The following is an 18,228-nucleotide window of genomic DNA, read 5'->3' as shown; positions in this document are numbered from 1 at the left end:
ATCTTAACCTACAATGTCAAAGAGCCGACAAAAATACCGACACTCGCATAACCTCCCTCTCGAGAAGCTTGGAGCATCTGGTTTTTTGCGACCGCTGCGTCCAGACCGTGTGGCCGTTCGCTGCGGTGACACCCCTCTAGGGCCAACGCACAAACCCGTCAAACAATATTTTACAGTTTTTGGTCGGTTTTCCATTTTTCGGCGCTCGCGCCACTCTACGGGCTCTCCTTGCTGCCCACCCCCTTGACGCTGCTCGCTGTAAGTCGCTCCGCGAACATCGGTTTGGCCCACGCCAACTCGAGATTTCGAAATCGCGCGCCTCATCCAGTGCGACGCTAGGGTTGCTGGCGGCCATCATGGCCCAAAGCTCAGAGTCTTATTGGTGAAGGTGCCATCGTGCGACCCGACGTGATCGCGATTAACGACGCTACGCCGGGTGATCCCGAATGAGCGCATCGAACGCTTCGATCGATAGCGGTTTGTGGAATTTGCAGCCGGCGGTAAAATCGTCCGCCCACATGACTTCGGCGACGATCTGGCCGATCTGCGGCAAATTGAGCCAGATGCTCGTCCCGCGCTTGAGCGCCGAATAGGTCTGGAGCCGCGCGCCGTTGATCGAGATGTCGACGACTCTGCACAACGTGCGGCGCGTCTTGCCGATGCTGACGTCCAACGCGACAGGGGCACGGGGCGAACCGCGGCGACTGGTGCGCTCTGCGGGTTCGAAATCGGCGGCGAACATGGCGTCCTCGTCCTTGCGAGTCCTAAGTCTGGCTTGCAGTTACAAGCCTAGCCGCCGGTGCCTAACGTGATCTTAATAAATGCCCCCGGAACGAATGAGTATCGATCCGTTCCGGGGGGTTACGTTTACTTGCGGAGCGTGAGACCGCCACCGAAACGCTTGTTGAAGCGCGCGACCTGGCCACCGGTGTCGAGCATCGTGCCGCGGCCACCGGTCCATGCCGGATGCGCGAGCGGATCGATCTCGAGCGTCATCACATCGCCTTCCTTACCCCAGGTGGTACGAGTCTGGTACTTGCTGCCATCGGTCATCTGGACGGTGATCATGTGATAGTCGGGGTGCGTGTCGGCCTTCATGGGAATTCTCCGTAAGTGGCTGGTTCCGACCAGCCTGAAAAGGAAGGCGCGCCCGTACACGGACGCGCCCGATTTTACAAGATCGCGCGGCTGGAGCCTTGTCGTCAGGCTTTCGGCGGATCGGCGATCATCGCCGTGAAGTTCGCCTCGGCCACCAGCTGCCCGTCCACGAGAGCGCGACCTGCGAACTTGCAGACCGAGCTGCGCTTCTGGACGAAGGTGACTTCGAGCTTGAGCAACACGCCCGGTTCGACCGGCTTGCGGAACTTCGCACCGTCGATCGCCATGAAGTAGACGAGCTTGCCCGAGCCCGCGAGCCCCAGCGACTCGACCGCGAGGATCCCCGCCGCCTGCGCCATCGCCTCGACGATCAACACGCCCGGCATGATCGGGCGGCCCGGGAAATGCCCCTGGAAGAACTGCTCGTTCATCGACACCGCCTTGATCGCGGTGATCGACGTGTCGAGGATCAGATCCTCGACACGATCGACCAGCAGCAGCGGGTAGCGATGCGGCAACGCCGCCATCACCCGCCCGATATCGAGCGGGCCCAAGCCGGTCTTCACGGCGTCAACCGAGTCGGTCATCGTCGGCTCGCTCAACGGCCCTGCGGCGTGGTGCGCTTGCCGGTCGCGGCGGCAGGTGCCGACGCGGGTGCTGCGCCCTGCTGCTGGCCGTTCTGGTTGGGCTGCCAATTGGCGGGGACAGCGGTGCTTACGGTCGGTACCAGGCGGTCGAGTTCGGTGGTGATCGCAGCGGTGATGTCAGCGGTAGGCTGCGCGAACAGGGCAGCCTCGGGACGCAGCAACAAGCTGACGTTCTTCGCGCGAACCGCTGCCGTGACGGCATCGCTGAGCTTCGCCTGGATCTGCTCGATCGCGTATTGCTGCGCGCGCTGCGCAGGCTGCGTCAGACGAGCGAGCTCCTGGTTGGCGGCGTTTTCGCGCGTCTGGATCGCCTGAGCCTGCGGACGCAGCGATGCCTCCGAAGCGCCCGGCGCACGCTGCGCGGCCTGGAACGCGGTCACGAGCGGCTGAAGCTCGCGCGCGACAGCCTGGCGACGCGTCTCGGCCTGATCAAGCTGCGCCTTGTAGGTCGTCTCGATCTGGGCGCGCGCAGCATTCCAGGCCTTCGAGTTGGCGATCGCACCCTGTGCGTCGGCGACGGCGATACCCGAAACCTGCGCATCGGCAGCGGTTGCGGTCATGGCAGCCGGCGCGACGAGCGCGGCAGCGAGGAGAAGCGTCTTGAACGTCGTCATTAGAACTGTGTCCCTACGTTGAAAGTAATGAGCTTGGGGTCGTCGCCCTTCTGCTTGAGCAGAGCACGAGCGAGATCGATACGAAGCGGACCGAATGGCGAGTTCCAGTTCACGCCGATGCCGATCGAGAGACGCGGCTTGGCGGAGTTGCCGAGGAACTGCTCCGAATACGGACCATAGGTCGACGAATACTGGCTGTTGACGCTGGTCCCGGTGCAAGCCCCGCCAAGCGTCGACGAATAGCCGACGGCGCAGGTCGTGACGGCGTTCGGGTTCGTCGTGTCGGTCGACGGCACGACATATTGCAGCTTGCCGTCGGCGGTCTTGATCGGGGTCTGCAACGGCAGGATCGTGACGTTGCCGTTGGCGTCGACCGTCCGGGGGTACGAGTTGGGATCGACGGTCAGGTTCGGCTTCGTGATGCTGAACAGCGAGCCCGCCTGCACGTAGATCGAAGGACGCAGGCCCAGTTCGCGCGCACCCGAACCGAGCGGGATCTCCATCTCGATGCGGCCAAGATAATAGGCGTTACCGCCGAGAGCATCGTCGATGTACTGGTTGCGATCGGTGACCAGGATCTGCTTACCCGTCGCCGAGTCCGTCGTGTACGGAATGCGCAACACGCGCGGGCCTACGCCGCGAATGTCGAACCCGCGGAACTGCGGCTCGCCGAGATAGAAGCGGTCGGTGATGCGGACACCGTCGATCCCAGACCTTTTGCTGCCTTCGAGCGACTTGATGTAGCCACCCTCGCCGATCGCCGACAGGATGAAGCCGCTACCCGCGTTCCAGTACTTGGCGCCCTCAGCGCGCGTACGGATGTATTTCACGTCGCCGCCGAGACCTGCGAAATCCTGGCTGAACGAGAAGCGCGAGCCCGCGGTCGGGCGCAAGCGGCTGTTGAGCGTGTCGCGGATCAGCGAATAGCCGACCGACGAGGTCCAGCGGTTGCCGATCGCTTCGCAGAGATAACGGCCGGCCTTGAGGATGTCGCACTGCCCATCGGTGAAGTAGGTCGACTCGTTCAGTCCGACCTTGTCGTAGGACAGACCGTAGCGCGCCGACAGCGACCAGAATTCGGTCAGCGGCACACCGGCACGAAGCTGGAAGCCGGTCGAGACCTGCGAATAGGTAGTCTGGCGATCGTTGCCGATATAGTTGAACGAATTGTAATCGCGGCGGAAGATGTCGCCGCCGATCGCGATGTTCTTGTCGAACAGATACGGCTCGGTGAAGCCCAGCTCGATCGACTTCGAATAGCTCGAATAGTTGACGCCGGCGCGCAATTCCTGGCCCTTGCCGCGGAAGTTGCGCTGCGTGATGTTGGCCTGGATGATGAAGCGTTCGAGGCTCGAATAGCCCGCCGACAGCTGGAGCTCGCCGGTCGACTTCTCTTCGAGGTTGGTCTCGAGGATCACGCGGTCGGGCGCCGAGCCAGGCAGCTGCTTGATCTCCATCTTGTCCTGGAAATAGCCCAGCGAGTTGATGCGATCCTGCGAGCGCTTCACCTGGAAGCTGTTGAACGCGTCACCCTCAGCGAGACGGATCTCGCGGCGGACGACCTTGTCCTGAGTCTGCGTGTTGCCGTTGATGTCGATACGCTCGACATAGGTGCGCTTGGCCTCGGCGATGTTGAAATTAATCCCCATCGTCAGCGTGTCGGCGTCCTTGGCGAACTCCGGGTTCACCTCGGTGAACGCATAGCCAAACAGACCCGCGGTCTGGCTGAGATTATCGACCGAATCCTCAACCAGCTTGGCGTTGTACCAGTCGCCCTTCTTCAGCGGCAGCGACGCGGCGAGCTTCTTGTTGTCGAAGTCGCGAATCTGGCTGTCGACGGTGACGTCGCCGAACTTGTAGCGCTTACCTTCCTCCACCACGTACGTGATGATGAAGTCCTTCTTGTCCGGCGTCAGCTCGGCGACGGCCGAGGTCACGCGGAAATCGGCATAGCCCTGCGTTAGGTAGAACTGGCGAAGCTTCTGCTGATCGTACGAAAGGCGATCCTGATCGTAGCTGGTCGCCGACGAGAGCAGGCGGAAGAAGCGCGACTGCTTGGTCGCCATCTGGCCACGAATCTGGTCGTCCGAGAACACCTCGTTGCCGAGGATGTTGATCTGGCGGACCTTCGACTTCGGGCCTTCGCTGACCTCGAACACGACATCGACGCGGTTCTGGTCGAGATTGACCATCTTCGGGTCGATCACCGCAGCAAAGCGCCCCTGGCGACGATACAGCTCGATGATCCGCGCGATATCCTGCCGGACCGCGGTGCGCGTGAAGATCTGGCGCGGCGCGAGCTTGATTTCCTTGGTGATCTTGTCGGTCTTGAGCGCCTTGTTGCCCTCGATGATCACGCGGTTGATGATCGGGTTCTCGCGCACGCGGAGAACGATGTTGCCGTCCTCGACACCGGCGATCGAGTAATCCGCAAACAGGTCGCTGGCCTGAAGGTCCTTCAGCGCCTGATCGAGCGTCTCGGCGGTATACGGGATGCCGACGCGCAGCTTCGTGTAGGACAGCACCGTCTCGGGCTCGATGCGCTGCGATCCCTCGACGCGCAAAGTCTTTATCGTTTGCGCGGATACCGGCGCGGCTACGGGCGTTACACCAACAGCACCCTTTGCAGGGACGGCCGTGGTCGGCGCCTGACGACCCGACGCGGGGCTCGACGAAGGCGTTGCCGCCGGAGTCGCCGATCCAGCCGGCACGGTCTGTGCCAGCGCGGGAACGCCCGACAGGATCGTACCTGCGAGCAGCAGGGCGCCCTTACGCGCGAAATCGTAACCGTTGATCGCTGTCACCAAACCCACCTTCAAAACGTGCACATACAAGGCGCGCCCGCCCTGCCCTATCGTGATCAGCCGATCAAGCCGGCCAGATTCTTCCAAAGCCCGAAATTGCCGAGATCGTTGAAGGTCACCAGCAGCATCAGCGCGAGAATTGCTGCGAGCCCGCCGCGAAATGCCCATTCCTGCACCTGCGGCTCGACCGGGCGCCTGCGCACCGCTTCGATCGCGTAGAAGAACAGGTGTCCGCCATCGAGCATCGGCACTGGCAGCAGATTGATGAACCCCAGATTGATCGAAACAAGGGCGATCAGGAAGACATAGGCGTCGAGCCCGAGCGACATCTGCTCGCCCGACACCTTGGCGATGCTGAGCGGTCCGCCGAGTTCCTTGACCGAACGACGCCCGGTGACGACTTGTCCCAGCGTCTCGACCATCATCGAGACGATCTCGCCGGTACGCTTCACCGCGACGACGGGCGCCTCGATCAGGCTGACGGGAACGATGACGGGCTTGCTGCCGGCGATGCCGAGGCGGCCGATGCGGTATTCGTTGCCGAAGCGATCGCGCTGGAGTTCGGTACCGATCACGATGTCGCGCGATACCGTCTGCCCGCCGCGCTCCGCGTCGATCCGGGTGCTCTCGCCGGCGCGGATACGCGCATAGCGGGCGAGATCGTCGAACGTCTCGACCGAACGCCCGCCGATCGCGGTGATGCGGTCGCCGGGCTGCAATCCGGCGGTCGCCGCAGCGCTGCCGGGCACTGTGCCACCAACGACCGGCGGCATGCGGATATCGCCATACGCGAACGCGAAGCCGGCGAGGATCAGGATCGCGACGACGAAATTGACGACGGGTCCGGCGGCAACGACGATCGCACGCTGCCACACCGGCTTCGACTGGAAGGTGCGCTGGCGCTCTTCGGCGGGTAGCAAAAGCCACTCGGCCGAGGGCTGGCTGGCCGGGTTCATGTCGCCGGCAAACTTCACATAGCCGCCGAGCGGCAACCATCCGAACTTCCAACGGGTGCCGCGGCTGTCGGTGAAGCCGGCGATCTCGCGACCGAAGCCGATCGCAAAGGCATCCGCCTTGATCCCGAAAAAGCGTCCGGCGAGGTAATGGCCCATCTCGTGCACGAACACGAGGGGTCCGATCACCAGCGCGAACGACAGGATCGTCAGAAGGATACCGGGTGTTTCGATCAAACCGCGCAATCCTCTACACGCTCGCCCGCCAAAACCCGCGCCTCGGCATCGATCGCCAAAACGGCGTCGACACTGTCCGGTGCGGCCGGATCGTAGCACGATAGCGTATGATCGACGATTGCGGCAATTTCGAGGAAGCCGATGCGGCGCTTGAGGAATGCCTCGACCGCTACCTCGTTGGCAGCGTTGAGAATTGCGGGGCGCGCGCCGCCTGCGTCAAGCGCCTCGCGGGCGAGGCGCAATGCCGGGAAGCGGACTTGGTCAGGTGCCTCGAAGTCGAGTCGACCGATCGCGACGAGGTCGAGCGGGGCCATCGGCGTCGCCATCCGGTCCGGCCAGGCGAGCGTATGCGCGATCGGCGTGCGCATGTCGGGGGGACCGAGCTGCGCCAGCACCGAGCCGTCGACGTAATCGACCAGGCTGTGGACCACCGACTGCGGATGGATGACGATCTCGATCCGGTTATGCGGGATCGGGAACAGCCGCGCGGCCTCGATCAGTTCGAGGCCCTTATTCATGCAGGTCGCCGAATCGACCGAAATCTTCGCGCCCATCGACCAGTTGGGGTGCTTGACCGCCTGCTCCAGCGTGACGCCGCGCATCTGCTCGGTGGTCCAGTCGCGGAACGGCCCGCCGCTACACGTCAGGATGATCCGACGGACACGTTCAGGGCGAGTCGCGTCGAAGCACTGGAAGATCGCGTTGTGCTCGGAGTCGGCGGGCAACAGCGTCGCGCCGGTCCGTTTGGCTGCGGCGAGGATGACGTCGCCGGCGGACACCAGAGGCTCCTTGTTGGCGATCACGACGGTGCCGCCCTGCTCGATCGCCGCCATCACCGGCTTCAGCCCCGCGCAGCCGACGATCGCGCCCATCGTCCAGTCCGCGCCCGAAGACGCCGCCTCGGCGATCGCGTCGGCACCACCGCCCGCGCGGATCCCCGTGCCGGCCAGCGCCTCACGAAGTTCGGGAAGGCAGCCTTCGTCCGCGACAACAGCGAACTCGGCCTTGGTACGGATCGCGGCGGTGGCGAGTTTGGTCACGTCGCAATTGGCGGTCAGCGCGACGACGCGAAAGCGATCGGGCTCCCGCTCGATAAGGTCGAGCGTCGAGGTCCCGACCGAGCCGGTCGCGCCCAGGATCGTGACGCTCTTCATGCGTAGAAATGCGGCAGAAGGACGAGGAACGCCGCGACCGGTGCAACCGGGACCAGCCCGTCGAGCCGATCCATCACGCCGCCATGCCCCGGCAGGATATTCCCACTGTCCTTCACGCCTGCCACTCTCTTCAACCAGCTCTCGTAGAGATCGCCCATCTGCGCGAGCACGGCTAGCACCGGGGTCGCCAGCGTCATTCGCATCGGCAGGCCGTATTGCGTGTGGAGCACCGCCGCGACCGCGCTCGCGAGCACGACACCGCCGATGAGCCCCGACCATGTCTTGTTCGGGCTGATCACCGGCGCAAGCTTGGGGCCGCCGAGCGTGCGCCCAGTAAAGAACGCGCCGATATCGCAGGCCCACACCAGCGACAGCGCCCACAACGTGAAGAGGATGCCCTCGTCCTGCCGCCGGATGATCATCAGCGCGAGCACGGGGAGCCCGCAATAGAGGATGCCGAGCGCGAGCGGCGGCTTGCGGGTCGTGATGACGACGAAGAACGCGGCCCCCACAAGCAGCCCCAGCGTGAAGAAATCGTGGATCACCAGGATCAGCGACGCCGGCGCCATCAGCGCGAGCGGCACCGACAATGCGAACTGCGTCATCCGCTTGGTCTTGGCGTCTGCGCCTTGCAGCATCGACCATTCCGCCATCATGAACAGCGCGGCGACCACGCCCAACACCCAGAACGCGATCCCGCCGAGCGTCAGCGCAAGGCTCGCCACCGCGATCATGCCGACGCTGGCGATCATCCGGAGCTGGAGATTGGACGGCGTGCGCAACGCCTGATCGGGCGCCTTGTCAGGGTCGGTAAGGTTCACAGACCACCGTAGCGGCGCTGACGCTGACCGAACGCCGCAACCGCATCGGCGAGCGCGGCCGCATCGAAATCTGGCCAGAGCGTGTCGACGAACAGCAATTCCGCATACGCCGCCTGCCAAAGCAGGAAGTTCGAAAGACGCTGCTCGCCCGACGTCCGAATCATCAGATCCAGCGGCGGCAGGTCGTGCGTATCGAGTTCCGCCTCGATCATCGCCGCATCGATGCTCGCCGGATCCAGCGCGCCATCCCGGGCCCGCTCCGCCAACCGCCGTGCGGCCGTCACGAGCTCGGCATGGGCGCCGTAATTCAACGCGATCGCCAGGATCGGACCGCTGTTCCCCGCCGTCCGCGCGATCGCATCGTCGACCATCGCGACCAGATCGGGCGAAAAGCTGTGATAATCGCCGATCACCCGCAACCGGACGTTCTCGCGCGCGAGTTCGTCGAGGTCGCTGCGGATGAAATGCCGCAGCAACCCCATCAGGTCGCTGACCTCTTCGGCCGGACGCCGCCAGTTCTCTGACGAGAACGCGTACAGCGTCAGCGCCTCGATCCCCATCGCGCGCGCGGCGCGCGTCACTTTGCGCACGGCTTCGACGCCAGCCTTGTGCCCGGCGAAGCGTGGCAGGAACCGCTTCTTCGCCCAGCGGCCATTGCCGTCCATGATGATCGCGACATGACGCGGCACCACGCCGCCTGCAGGAACGGCAGCAAGCGGTGCGGCCGAGGAGGCCCCCGCCTGTGCAGCGCCGAACGCCCTCACTTGCCCAGGATTTCCTTTTCCTTGGCGGTCGCGGTCGCATCGAGCTCGGCGATGATGCTATCGGTCAGCTTCTGGACTTCGGTTTCGTGACGCTTGCGCTCGTCCTCGCCGAACACGCCCTTCTTCTCGTCAACCTTGAGCGAATCCATCCCGTCGCGGCGGACGTTGCGGACCGCGATGCGCGCCTTCTCGGCATACTGGCCGGCGAGCTTGGCGAGCTCCTTGCGGCGCTCCTCGGTCAGGTCGGGGATCGGCAGGCGCAGCGTCTGGCCGTCAACGATCGGGTTGAGCCCGAGGCCGGCCGAACGGATCGCCTTGTCGGTCGGGCCGACGTTCGACTTGTCCCAGACCTGCACCGACAGCATCCGCGGCTCGGGCGCCGACACGGTCGCGACCTGGTTCAGCGGCATCGACGACCCGTACACCGTCACCATCACCGGATCGAGCAAAGCGGTCGACGCGCGACCCGTGCGCAGGCCGGCGAGATCGCTCTTCAGCGCTTCGACGGCACCCGCCATGCGGCGTTCGAGGTCGGTCTTGTCGTATGCAGCCATCTTAAAGCTCCTGCTCGTTCTGGACGATCGTCGACACGCCATCACCCGCTAGGACCGCGGCGAGATTGCCGGGCTCGCGGATGTTGAAGACGACGATCGGGATGTTGTTGTCGCGGCACAGCGCGATCGCGCTCGCGTCCATGACCTTGAGGTCGTCAGACAGCACGCGGCTGTACGATACCGTTTCGTAACGCACCGCGTCGGGATGCGTCTTCGGGTCGGCGTTGTAGACGCCGTCGACCGAGGTACCCTTGAACAGCGCATCGCACTTCATCTCGGCAGCACGCAGCGCGGCGCCCGAATCAGTGGTGAAATAGGGGCTACCGACGCCTGCCGCGAAGATCACGACGCGGCCCTTTTCGAGGTGACGCTCGGCGCGGCGGCGGATGAATGGCTCGCACACCGACGCCATCGGGATCGCCGACTGGACGCGCGTGTCGACGCCGATCTGCTCCAGCGCGTTCTGCACGGCGAGCGCGTTCATCACGGTCGCGAGCATGCCCATGTAATCGCCGGTCGCGCGGTCCATGCCGCGTGCCGCCCCCGCCATGCCGCGGAAGATGTTGCCACCACCGACGACGATGCAGATCTCGTAGCCTCGGGCCTTGATGTCGGCGATCTCCTGCGCGACGCGCGCGGTAACCTCGGTGTCGATCGACAGGCCGGAGGTGCCCATCAGGACTTCGCCCGACAGTTTCAGCAGGATACGGTTGTAGCGCGGAGGCGTCATAAATCTCGAATTGTGATTGGCGGGGCGGCGCGGACCTTAGGCGGCGAGGCCCGGGATGTGAAGCGCTGTGCGGCGCGTGCATCGAAACTGGGTGGAGATGAGACGGGAAATCCTCGTTCGCAGAAGCGCGCAACGGAGAACGATCGTCATTCCCGCGGAGGCGGGAACCCATACTGGCTAGCGGCTCGATGGATCACCGGCGCCGGAGTTTATGGATCTCCGCCTACGCGGGGATGACGAAGCAGCACCAAGGCTGCCCCGCTATCCTTCTCCCCTCGGGGAGAAGGTGGCCCGGCAGGGCCGGATGAGGGGGCGTGAGGTTCGAGACCTAATCACTCCCCTCACCCTTCCCACTCGACAAGAGCCGAGCGGGCCCCTTCCCTCTCCCCGGAGGGGCGAGGGAGGAAGTCAGCTTACGCCTGGGGCACGCCCGAAGCAGCAGCAACCTCGGCTGCGAAGTCGGACTGCTCCTTCTCGATGCCTTCGCCCAGCTGGAAGCGGACATAGTCCACCAGCTTGATCTCTGCGCCCGCGTCCTTGCCGGCCTTGGCGACGACGTCGGAGATCTTGGTCTTGCCGTCCATCACGAACAGCTGGCTGACCAGAGCATGCTCCTTGCGGTACTTGGCGATGCCGCCCTCGACCATCTTGGCGATGATGTCGGCAGGCTTGCCCGACTCGGCAGCCTTCTCGGTCGCGATCGCGCGCTCGCGCTCGATCTCGGACTCGTCGAGGTCGGCCTCGTTCAGCGCCTTCGGGAAAGCGGCTGCGATGTGCATCGCGAGCTGCTTGCCGAGCGCCTGGAGAACCTCGTCCGAAGCCTCCGACTCGAGCGCGACGAGCACGCCGATCTTGCCGAGGCCGGGGGCCGCTGCATTATGGATGTACGGAACGACCGCACCCTTGCTGACTTCCAGCGTGCGCGAGCGGCGCAGCGACTGGTTCTCGCCGATCGTCGCGACGTTGTTCGTCAGGACTTCCTCGACGGTCTTGCCCGATGGCATCGCCTGCGACTTCAGCGCCTCGATGTCGCCACCGGTTGCGAGCGCGATCTGCGTGACGTCACGGACGAACGACTGGAACTGGTCGTTCTTCGCGACGAAATCGGTCTCCGAGTTCACTTCGACCGCTGCGCCCTTGGTGCCCGACACGGCGACGCCGACCAGACCCTCGGCCGCGGTACGGCTGGACTTCTTGGCGGCGGCTGCGAGCCCCTTGGTACGCAGCCAATCCATTGCCTGCTCCATGTCGCCGGCGTTCTCGCTCAGCGCCTTCTTGCAATCCATCATGCCCGCGCCGCTCTTCTCGCGCAGATCCTTGACCATCGCTGCCGTGATATCGGCCATGTCTCTAATCCTTTTTAGGTCTGAATATGGTTGCGGGCGAGGCAGAGCTTTCGCCCTACCCCGCCCGCATGACGGTTCGGCGACGACGCTTATGCGTCGATCTGGCGCTCACCCTCGGCTGCGAATTCTGCAGCGGTATCGGCATTCGCGGTTGCCTGTGCCGTGTCGGCTGTTGCCTCGACGACGGGCTCTGCGCTCAGTGCCTCTTCCTTCGGCGGCTCGACCATCGCGCCGATGTCGGCACCGGTGCGGCGCTGCTGCTCCTGGCCGCCGCGCGTCGCTGCGATCGCGATCGCCTCGCAGTACAGGCGGATGGCGCGGGCTGCGTCGTCGTTCGCGGGAACCGGGAAGGCGATGCCGTCCGGCGACACGTTCGAATCGAGGATCGCGACGACGGGAATACCCAGCGTGTTGGCTTCCTTGATCGCCAGCTCTTCCTTGTTCGCGTCGATCACGAACATCACGTCGGGAATGCCGCCCATGTCGCGGATGCCGCCGAGCGAAAGCTCGAGCTTGTCCTTCTCGCGGGTGAGCTGAAGGACTTCCTTCTTGGTCAGGCCGACCGTGTCGCCCGACAGCATTTCCTCGAGCGTCTTGAGACGCTTGATCGAACCCGAGATGGTCTTCCAGTTGGTGAGCATGCCGCCCAACCAGCGATGGTTGACGAAGTGCTGGCCCGAACGACGCGCTGCGTCCGCGACGGGATCCTGCGCCTGGCGCTTGGTGCCGACGAACAGGACCTTGCCACCACCGGCAACCGCCGACGAGACAAATTCGAGCGCGCGCGCGAACAGCGGCACGGTCTGCGAAAGGTCGAGGATGTGGACGCCGTTACGATCACCGAAGATGTAAGGCTTCATCTTGGGGTTCCACCGATGAGTCTGGTGGCCGAAATGCGCGCCCGTTTCGATGAGCTGCTGCATGGAGACGACTGGAGCCGCCATAGGGATATATCCTTCCGGTTGTGCCTCTGGGAAGCGGATGACGTCGTGGCCGAATGACCGTGACGCACCGGGCTATGATGCCTCCCATGCGGGGTTAGAGGCGCGGCCCTTAACCGGGCGCTCGTTGAAAAGCAATCCTCAACGCCCCGCTTGACTCATGGAACGCAATGAGAACATAAAGGGCTCAGAGGGGAACAGATGTTCGACTCGGCGCGGAATCACCCCGGCAGGACGGGATTCGAAATGCGACGAATGGAACGATGTTTCTGACCAAGTGTTTGCGAATATTAAGAATTTGTTCGCAACTCATAGGAAGGCGGACGTGATGTTGGTTCTGAGCTTCATGGTTTTTGCTGGTGCATTCGCGGTCGCGGGCATGATGATCGTCTCGTCGATCGCGCCGCAGTGGGACCGTATCGTCCGTCTCGCGATGGGCAACGTCGAACCCGCGTTCCAGCCGCTCCGCACGCTGGCCGTTGCGGAGCGCCGGATCGCGGTCAGGCGCTGGGCTTCGACGTCGGCTCCGGTGCCCGCCCGCCGCTGGAACGCTGCCGCCTGATCTTGGCGTAGCTCGCGATGCTGAACGGCATAGAGAGCAGGTACAGCACGCAGATGATGCTGAGCGTATGCCACGGCGCGCTCACGATCGCGGCGCCGAGCAGTACGACGAGCGCGATGGCCTCGAACCGGATGTTGCTGCGGAGTTTGACCGAACTCCACGAATAGGTCGCGATACTCGACACCATGAGCAGCGCGACGAACGCAACCCAGGGTGCCACGAAATACGGCGACGCGAACTTGGGTTCGTCGGTCCAGAACCAGAAGAACATCGGCATCAGCGCGAGTCCGGCGCCGGCGGGAGCCGGGACGCCGGTTAGAAAGCCCGCCGACTTGTGCGGCTGGTGGCTCTCGTCGATCTTGGCGTTGAAGCGGGCAAGACGCAGCGCGCAGAACACGGCGAGGATCAGCGAGCAGATCCAGCCGATGCGCGGCAAGGCTGTGAGCGACCAGAGATAGACGATCAACGCAGGCGCGACGCCGAACGAGATCGCGTCGGACAGCGAATCGAGCTCGGCACCGAACCGGCTTTCACCGTGCAGCATCCGGGCGATCCGACCGTCCAGGCCGTCGAGCACGCCCGCGACCATGATCATCGCGACGGCGCTTTCCCACTGCCCGCCGATCGCGAACCGCACGCCACTCAGGCCTGAACACAGGGCTAGCGCGGTAACGGCGTTGGGAGCGACAGCGCGCAGGGGAAGTCCGCGCGGTGCACGACGCGTGCGACCGAACCGCCCCCGGCCTCGCTCTTCGATCGAATCGGTTGAGTCGTCATCGATCCCGTCGCGATCGATCACTGGGCGATACCACCCACCGGAACGCCACCGACGCGACCAAGCACGGTCTCGCCCGCGATGCTGCGCTGACCAAGACATACCTGCGGGACGACATGATCCGGCAGGTACACGTCGACTCGGCTGCCGAACCGGATCAGGCCGATGCGCTGGCCGACCGCGACCATGTCCCCGGCCTTCACAAAGCCGAGGATGCGGCGCGCGACCAGGCCGGCGATCTGCGTGAAGCCGATCCGCATGCCGTTGCGATCTTCAACGACGAAATGCTGGCGCTCGTTCTCGTCGCTCGCCTTGTCGAGGTCGGCGTTGAGAAACTTGCCCGAAATGTAGACCACCTGTCGAACCGTTCCCGCGACAGGCGTACGATTGATGTGCACGTCGAACACCGACATGAAGATCGACACGCGCACAAGCGGTGCATCGCCGAGGCCGTTCTCGCCGGCGAGTTCGCGGGGGATCGGCACGCGCTGGATCATCGTGATCAGCCCGTCTGCGGGGGCGACGATCAGGCCTTCACCTTGTGGGGTGGTGCGGATCGGATCGCGGAAGAACGTCGCGACCCAGATCACGACGCCGACCATCGGCCAGAACAGCACGTGGCTGAGAATCGTCAGCAGCAGCGTGATGCCGGTCGCGATCGCGACGTATTTGTGGCCCTCCGGATGGACTGCGGGAAATCGCCATTTGACCGTGGAGGTCGTGACGGGCGGCTTGTCGAGCGATGCCATAACCTGCGGGTCTATCCGTGCAGGACGCGCGATACAACGATGAACCGGCTTTTCCTTGCAGCACCAACGGTTGGCCAGTGGTTGATCGCTGCGGCATGCTCCCCTAGACGCTCCCCAAACCCCTCCCCCGAAGGACCCGGATATGGCGAAGATCAAGGTAAAGAATCCGATCGTGGAGATCGACGGCGACGAGATGACGCGGATCATCTGGGAATGGATCCGCGAGCGCCTGATCAAGCCGTATCTCGACATCCAGCTCGATTATTACGATCTCGGCGTCGAGCATCGCGACGCGACCGACGACCAGGTCACGATCGACAGCGCGCTCGCCACGCAGAAGCACGGTGTCGCGGTGAAGTGCGCGACGATCACCCCCGACGAGCAGCGCGTGACCGAGTTCGGCCTGAAGAAGATGTGGAAGTCGCCGAACGGCACGATCCGCAACATCCTCGGCGGCACCATCTTCCGCGAGCCGATCGTGATCAAGAACGTTCCGCGCCTGATCCCGGGCTGGACGCACCCGATCGTCGTCGGCCGTCACGCATTCGGCGATCAGTACCGCGCGACCGACTATCTGGTCCCCGGCCCCGGCAAGCTGCGCCTCGTGTTCGAAGGCGACGACGGCACGGTCATCGACCGCGAGGTGTTCCAGTTCCCGTCGGCCGGCGTCGCGATGGCGATGTACAACCTCGACGATTCGATCCGCGATTTCGCGCGCGCCTCGATGCATTACGGCCTCAACCTCAAGTGGCCGGTGTACCTGTCGACCAAGAACACGATCCTCAAGGCCTATGACGGCCGCTTCAAGGACCTGTTCGCCGAGGTGTTCGAGGCCGAGTTCAAGGACAAGTTCAAGGAAGCCGGCATCGTCTACGAGCATCGCCTGATCGACGACATGGTCGCATCGGCGCTGAAGTGGAACGGCGAGTTCGTCTGGGCCTGCAAGAACTATGACGGCGACGTCCAGTCGGACCAGGTCGCACAGGGCTTCGGCTCGCTCGGCCTGATGACCTCGATCCTGCTGACCCCGGACGGCAAGACCGTCGAGGCCGAGGCGGCGCACGGCACCGTCACGCGTCACTTCCGCATGCACGAGCAGGGCAAGGCGACCTCGACCAACCCGATCGCGTCGATATTCGCGTGGACCGGTGGCCTCAAGTATCGCGGCAAGTTCGACGATACGCCCGACGTCACCAAGTTCGCCGAGACGCTCGAGCGCGTCTGCGTCCAGACGGTCGAGAACGGCCACATGACCAAGGATCTCGCGATCCTGATCGGCCCCGACCAGCCCTGGATGACGACCGAGCAGTTCTTCGAGCAGGTGCGGTCCAACCTCGAGACGGAAATGGCCAACTGGGCCTGACCTGGCGCCCCGCTTTCGGCAACGGAAGCGGGGCTACCTAATCGAGCATGCGCCTTCGGGTTCGTGCTTGGCTATCCTGCGCCCCCCTCCCCGGCGAAGGCCGGGGTCCAGTTGGGCAACGTCGCTGATCACCGCTGCGCTTAGTTACCGCGACCTCACCAATTGGGCCCCGGCCTTCGCCGGGGGGGGCGCATCGTCCGAAGCGATAATATCTACCGGCGCCCTCCCCTCTCGATTACGCAGTATTTCTTCCTGACAATTCCGTCATGCGTCCCCTAAGGTCGCACGCATGGCATTACGGCTCGACAATCAAGGTTTCAGCGACGCGCTCGTCATTCTCGGCGCGGCCGGGCTCGTCATTCCCGCGTTCGCGCGGTTCCGGGTCAGCCCGGTTATCGGTTTCATCCTGGTCGGCCTGCTGGTCGGCCCCGCCGGATTGGGTTCGCTCACCGGCTCCGCGCCTTGGCTCTATTACCTGACGATCTCGAACCCGGAGTCGATTGAGCCGTTCGCCGAGTTCGGGATCATCCTGCTGCTGTTCTCGATTGGCCTCGAGCTCTCGTTCAAGCGACTATGGTCGATGAAGCAGCTCGTGTTCGGCACCGGCGCCGCCGAACTGATCGGCTCGGCGCTCATCATTGGCGTGGCGTTGCACTTCATCGGCCAGGAATGGGCGGGCGCGATCGGGCTCGGGTTTGCGCTCGCGTTGTCGTCCACCGCTTTGGTCCTGCCGCTCGTCGGCACCACCGGCGCGGTCGGGCGTGGTGCGTTCGCTATGCTGTTGTTCGAGGATCTGGCGCTCGTCCCGATCATCTTCGTGCTCGGTGCGCTGGCGCCGACAGCGAGTGCCGACGGCTGGTCGAACATCGCCGGTGTCGCGCTGCGTGGCGGGCTGACGGTGGTCGCGATGTATATCGGCGGGCGGGTCGTCCTGCCCCGGCTGTTCGGGCAGGCCGCGCGGACCAAGAGTCCCGAACTCTTCCTGGCCGCGTCGCTGCTGGTGGTGATCGTCGCGAGCGTCGCGACAACGGCAGCCGGGCTGTCGCCGATCGTCGGCGCGCTGCTGGCGGGGTTGCTGATCGCCGAGACCGAATATCACAGCGAGGTCGAGGTCATCACCGCGCCGTTCAAGGGCCTCGCGCTCGGCGTGTTCCTGATCACGGTCGGCATGAGTCTCGACCTACGGCTGATCGCGCAGAACTGGCCGTCGCTGCTGCTGGCGGTGACGGGCGTGGTGGCGACCAAGGCGATCGTGACGTTCCTGTTCCTGCGCGTCGCCAATTCGCGGCGTGGCGTTGCGGCGGAGACGGGGTTGCTGATGGGCAGCCCCTCCGAGACGACGCTGATCGTGCTCGCGACCGCCGCTCAGGCGCAGTTGATCCTGCCCTCCACCGCGTCGTTCTGGCAGACCGTCACTGCGATCGGGCTGACGATCACGCCGCTGCTGGCAAAGCTCGGCCGCACCGTTTCGCGTCAACTCGAAAGCCGGTCGGGTGCCGATGCCGGGGATATCGAGATCGACGACGATGGGCCGGGAACCGTCGTGATCGGCTTTGGTCGCGTGGGCCGGATGGTGGCGGACATGCTGGCAGTCCACGGACAGAAGTACGTTGCCGTGGAGGCGGATATCGATTCCGTCGAGGCCGCGCGGGCTCAAGGACACCCGGTATTGTTCGGGGATGTGGCGCGCCCGGAACTGGTGGATCGGCTGAAGCTGCATACCGCCAAGGCGTTGATCCTGACGATGGACGACCCGGTATTGACGGTGCGGCTGGCGCGACGGGTGCGGGCTCTGGCGCCGGACTTGCCGATCGTGGCGCGGGCTCGGGATACGGCGCATGCGGCGGAGTTGTACCGGGCTGGTGTTACGGATGCGGTGCCGGAGACGCTGGAGAGTTCGTTGCAACTGGCGGAGGCGGTGCTGGTCGATCTCGGGGTGGCGATGGGGCCGGTGATTGCTTCGATCCATGAGAAGCGGGATGAGTTGCGGCAGGAGATCAAGAAGGCGGCGGACATGATTGCGGAGCCTCGGATCCGTAAGGCGAAGCGGACGCCTCGCGCGGTTTGACGCTTACTGCTCCAAGCGCCTCTTGTTCTCCCGCGAAGGCGGGAGTCC

At 64.4% G+C, this 18,228-nt stretch carries 18 protein-coding genes; 3 read left to right on the top strand and 15 right to left on the bottom strand.

The window, feature by feature from the left end:
• Window positions 1–427: 427 nt before the first annotated feature.
• The 13 genes from C8J44_RS17300 to rpsB all read right to left on the bottom strand — a co-directional run bounded on the left by C8J44_RS17300 (window position 428) and on the right by rpsB (window position 12,666).
• On the bottom strand, window positions 428–742 hold the full coding sequence (locus C8J44_RS17300) for a PilZ domain-containing protein (RefSeq protein WP_121905422.1): 315 nt from the start codon (window positions 740–742) through the stop codon (window positions 428–430).
• Window positions 743–867: 125 nt separating this feature from the next.
• Entirely contained in the window at window positions 868–1,098 is a 231-nt protein-coding gene (gene rpmE, locus C8J44_RS17295; RefSeq protein WP_055880673.1) for a 50S ribosomal protein L31, read from the bottom strand.
• A 104-nt stretch (window positions 1,099–1,202) separates the two neighbouring features.
• On the bottom strand, window positions 1,203–1,685 hold the full coding sequence (fabZ, locus tag C8J44_RS17290) for a 3-hydroxyacyl-ACP dehydratase FabZ (protein WP_121905421.1): 483 nt from the start codon (window positions 1,683–1,685) through the stop codon (window positions 1,203–1,205).
• 11 nt (window positions 1,686–1,696) lie between these two features.
• On the bottom strand, window positions 1,697–2,359 hold the full coding sequence (locus C8J44_RS17285; RefSeq protein WP_056055958.1) for an OmpH family outer membrane protein: 663 nt from the start codon (window positions 2,357–2,359) through the stop codon (window positions 1,697–1,699).
• On the bottom strand, window positions 2,359–5,166 hold the full coding sequence (gene bamA / locus C8J44_RS17280) for an outer membrane protein assembly factor BamA (RefSeq protein WP_056056092.1): 2,808 nt from the start codon (window positions 5,164–5,166) through the stop codon (window positions 2,359–2,361). Before bamA ends, C8J44_RS17285 begins: the two co-directional genes overlap by 1 nt.
• Window positions 5,167–5,219: 53 nt before the next feature.
• The gene (rseP, locus tag C8J44_RS17275) at window positions 5,220–6,353 is read right to left on the bottom strand and encodes an RIP metalloprotease RseP (protein ID WP_121905543.1); all 1,134 of its coding nucleotides are present in this window, start codon (window positions 6,351–6,353) and stop codon (window positions 5,220–5,222) included.
• A complete protein-coding gene (locus tag C8J44_RS17270) occupies window positions 6,350–7,507 on the bottom strand; it encodes a 1-deoxy-D-xylulose-5-phosphate reductoisomerase (RefSeq protein WP_121905419.1) in 1,158 nt (385 codons plus the stop codon). The genes rseP and C8J44_RS17270 overlap by 4 nt, the downstream gene beginning before the upstream one ends.
• The gene (locus C8J44_RS17265) at window positions 7,504–8,259 is read right to left on the bottom strand and encodes a phosphatidate cytidylyltransferase (RefSeq protein ID WP_121905542.1); all 756 of its coding nucleotides are present in this window, start codon (window positions 8,257–8,259) and stop codon (window positions 7,504–7,506) included. Before C8J44_RS17265 ends, C8J44_RS17270 begins: the two co-directional genes overlap by 4 nt.
• Before the next feature lie 65 nt (window positions 8,260–8,324).
• Window positions 8,325–9,020: an isoprenyl transferase gene (locus C8J44_RS17260; RefSeq protein WP_259466930.1), complete on the bottom strand. Its 696-nt coding sequence runs from the start codon at window positions 9,018–9,020 to the stop codon at window positions 8,325–8,327.
• Between the two features lie 68 nt (window positions 9,021–9,088).
• On the bottom strand, window positions 9,089–9,646 hold the full coding sequence (gene frr / locus C8J44_RS17255) for a ribosome recycling factor (protein WP_056055952.1): 558 nt from the start codon (window positions 9,644–9,646) through the stop codon (window positions 9,089–9,091).
• 1 nt (window position 9,647) lies between these two features.
• Window positions 9,648–10,376 (bottom strand): UMP kinase, encoded by a 729-nt coding sequence (pyrH, locus tag C8J44_RS17250; protein WP_060527372.1) that lies wholly within the window; start codon window positions 10,374–10,376, stop codon window positions 9,648–9,650.
• 413 nt (window positions 10,377–10,789) lie between these two features.
• Window positions 10,790–11,722, bottom strand: coding sequence for a translation elongation factor Ts (tsf, locus tag C8J44_RS17245; protein WP_056055945.1), 933 nt, complete (start codon window positions 11,720–11,722; stop codon window positions 10,790–10,792).
• A gap of 89 nt (window positions 11,723–11,811) precedes the next feature.
• A complete protein-coding gene (gene rpsB, locus C8J44_RS17240; protein ID WP_121905417.1) occupies window positions 11,812–12,666 on the bottom strand; it encodes a 30S ribosomal protein S2 in 855 nt (284 codons plus the stop codon).
• Between the two features lie 325 nt (window positions 12,667–12,991).
• Between rpsB and C8J44_RS17235 the strand changes: the two genes are divergently transcribed.
• The gene (locus tag C8J44_RS17235) at window positions 12,992–13,225 is read left to right on the top strand and encodes a hypothetical protein (RefSeq protein WP_056489532.1); all 234 of its coding nucleotides are present in this window, start codon (window positions 12,992–12,994) and stop codon (window positions 13,223–13,225) included.
• Here C8J44_RS17235 and C8J44_RS17230 read toward each other — a convergent pair.
• Window positions 13,164–13,982, bottom strand: coding sequence for a CDP-alcohol phosphatidyltransferase family protein (locus tag C8J44_RS17230; RefSeq protein WP_404969228.1), 819 nt, complete (start codon window positions 13,980–13,982; stop codon window positions 13,164–13,166). The two genes, C8J44_RS17235 and C8J44_RS17230, sit on opposite strands and share 62 nt — an antisense overlap.
• 38 nt (window positions 13,983–14,020) lie before the next feature.
• Window positions 14,021–14,749, bottom strand: a complete 729-nt coding sequence (locus C8J44_RS17225; protein ID WP_121905415.1) for a phosphatidylserine decarboxylase — start codon at window positions 14,747–14,749, stop codon at window positions 14,021–14,023.
• A 142-nt stretch (window positions 14,750–14,891) separates the two neighbouring features.
• On the opposite strand from C8J44_RS17225, the gene C8J44_RS17220 reads away from it, so the two are divergent.
• Complete coding sequence (locus C8J44_RS17220) at window positions 14,892–16,112, top strand: NADP-dependent isocitrate dehydrogenase (RefSeq protein ID WP_056055940.1); 1,221 nt, start codon at window positions 14,892–14,894, stop codon at window positions 16,110–16,112.
• 289 nt (window positions 16,113–16,401) lie between these two features.
• Complete coding sequence (locus C8J44_RS17215) at window positions 16,402–18,180, top strand: cation:proton antiporter (RefSeq protein ID WP_121905414.1); 1,779 nt, start codon at window positions 16,402–16,404, stop codon at window positions 18,178–18,180.
• Window positions 18,181–18,228 lie beyond the last annotated feature (48 nt).

The organism is Sphingomonas sp. PP-CE-3A-406, assembly GCF_003688625.1.
Lineage (GTDB): Bacteria > Pseudomonadota > Alphaproteobacteria > Sphingomonadales > Sphingomonadaceae > Sphingomonas.
This window is presented reverse-complemented; position numbering and strand designations above follow the sequence as displayed.

Coding starts and splice junctions, on each gene's coding strand:
- C8J44_RS17300 (WP_121905422.1), bottom strand. CDS start 742: ATGTTCGCCGCCGATTTCGAACCCGCAGAGCGCACCAGTCGCCGCGGT.
- rpmE (WP_055880673.1), bottom strand. CDS start 1,098: ATGAAGGCCGACACGCACCCCGACTATCACATGATCACCGTCCAGATG.
- fabZ (WP_121905421.1), bottom strand. CDS start 1,685: ATGACCGACTCGGTTGACGCCGTGAAGACCGGCTTGGGCCCGCTCGAT.
- C8J44_RS17285 (WP_056055958.1), bottom strand. CDS start 2,359: ATGACGACGTTCAAGACGCTTCTCCTCGCTGCCGCGCTCGTCGCGCCG.
- C8J44_RS17270 (WP_121905419.1), bottom strand. CDS start 7,507: ATGAAGAGCGTCACGATCCTGGGCGCGACCGGCTCGGTCGGGACCTCG.
- C8J44_RS17265 (WP_121905542.1), bottom strand. CDS start 8,259: ATGATCGCCAGCGTCGGCATGATCGCGGTGGCGAGCCTTGCGCTGACG.
- frr (WP_056055952.1), bottom strand. CDS start 9,646: ATGGCTGCATACGACAAGACCGACCTCGAACGCCGCATGGCGGGTGCC.
- pyrH (WP_060527372.1), bottom strand. CDS start 10,376: ATGACGCCTCCGCGCTACAACCGTATCCTGCTGAAACTGTCGGGCGAA.
- tsf (WP_056055945.1), bottom strand. CDS start 11,722: ATGGCCGATATCACGGCAGCGATGGTCAAGGATCTGCGCGAGAAGAGC.
- rpsB (WP_121905417.1), bottom strand. CDS start 12,666: ATGGCGGCTCCAGTCGTCTCCATGCAGCAGCTCATCGAAACGGGCGCG.
- C8J44_RS17235 (WP_056489532.1), top strand. CDS start 12,992: ATGTTGGTTCTGAGCTTCATGGTTTTTGCTGGTGCATTCGCGGTCGCG.
- C8J44_RS17225 (WP_121905415.1), bottom strand. CDS start 14,749: ATGGCATCGCTCGACAAGCCGCCCGTCACGACCTCCACGGTCAAATGG.
- C8J44_RS17220 (WP_056055940.1), top strand. CDS start 14,892: ATGGCGAAGATCAAGGTAAAGAATCCGATCGTGGAGATCGACGGCGAC.
- C8J44_RS17215 (WP_121905414.1), top strand. CDS start 16,402: ATGGCATTACGGCTCGACAATCAAGGTTTCAGCGACGCGCTCGTCATT.